Source organism: Rhodococcus sp. NPDC056960, from assembly GCF_042674125.1.
Lineage (GTDB): Bacteria > Actinomycetota > Actinomycetes > Mycobacteriales > Mycobacteriaceae > Rhodococcus_F.
Genome location: NZ_JBHURF010000097.1, coordinates 1 through 1,091 on the forward strand (window position 1 = coordinate 1; position 1,091 = coordinate 1,091).

Annotated in this window: 1 protein-coding gene; it reads left to right on the top strand. The window is 65.2% G+C overall.

From position 1 onward, the window contains the following. Positions 1-181: 181 nt before the first annotated feature. The gene (locus ACFTWF_RS45070; RefSeq protein WP_378467539.1) at positions 182-1,069 is read left to right on the top strand and encodes an SPFH domain-containing protein; all 888 of its coding nucleotides are present in this window, start codon (positions 182-184) and stop codon (positions 1,067-1,069) included. Positions 1,070-1,091 lie beyond the last annotated feature (22 nt).

The window sequence follows — 1,091 nt, forward strand, 5'->3', positions numbered from 1 at the left end:
GATGGAACGCCCGTGCACGGAGAGGCACAAGTGCCGGCGTGTCCGAACCACCAGGCTTTGCCCGGGACGTGTCGGATCCCGAAGGATCGTCTGCTGCTGGTGACGATGGACCCTGATGTCCGCGGCCATCGACGGGTTCACTGGAGGACAGAATCATTCTGCGAGAGGTTTGGAGTTCGTCGTGACCGCCACCGTCGTCATTGTCGTGATCGTCGTCGTTGCCGTCGTGGCGCTGCTGTTGTCGGCGTCGATCCGGGTGGTGAAGCAATACGAGAAGGGTGTGCACTTCCGGCTCGGGAAGATCATCGGGGTGCGCGAGCCCGGCCTGAGACTGATCATCCCGGTCCTCGACCGGCTCACCATGGTGTCGATGCGGATCGTCACCATGCCGATCCAGTCCCAGGGCATCATCACCCGTGACAACGTCAGCGTCGACATCGCGGCAGTCGCATACTTCCGGGTCGTCGACGCACGGAAATCGGTGGTCGTGATCGAAAACGTCGACACCGCCATCAACCAGATCGCGCAGACCACCCTGCGCAACGTCGTCGGACAACACTCCCTCGACGAGGTCCTCGCCGAGACCTCGGAAGTCAACGCCGCCATCCGGCAGATCCTCGACACCACCACCCTCGAGTGGGGTGTCGAAGTCACCCTGGTCGAGCTCAAGGACATCCAGTTGCCCGAGACCATGAAACGGGCGATGGCCCGCGAGGCGGAGGCCGAACGGGAGAAGCGGGCGAAGATCATTGCCGCCGAGGGGGAAGCGCGGGCGGCTGCGGCGCTCGGCGAAGCCTCCGACACGATGATGGTCCACCCCCTCGCCTTGCAGTTGCGCAATCTGCAGACCCTGCTCGAGCTGGGCGTCGAGAAGAACACCACGGTGGTCTTCCCCGCCCCCCTGATGAGTGCGATCGGCGAGCTGGGCACATTTTTGTCCCGCGAAACGGCCGCCGCTACCGCCCTTCCACCACAGACCACGGCGCAGTCGCACACCGAGGCCGGGGACGGCCGGCCGGCGACGAGGACACCGCCCTACCCGGCCACGGCTGCACCCGCCGTCAACTAATCCGGTACCTGCCGGTGAGGAG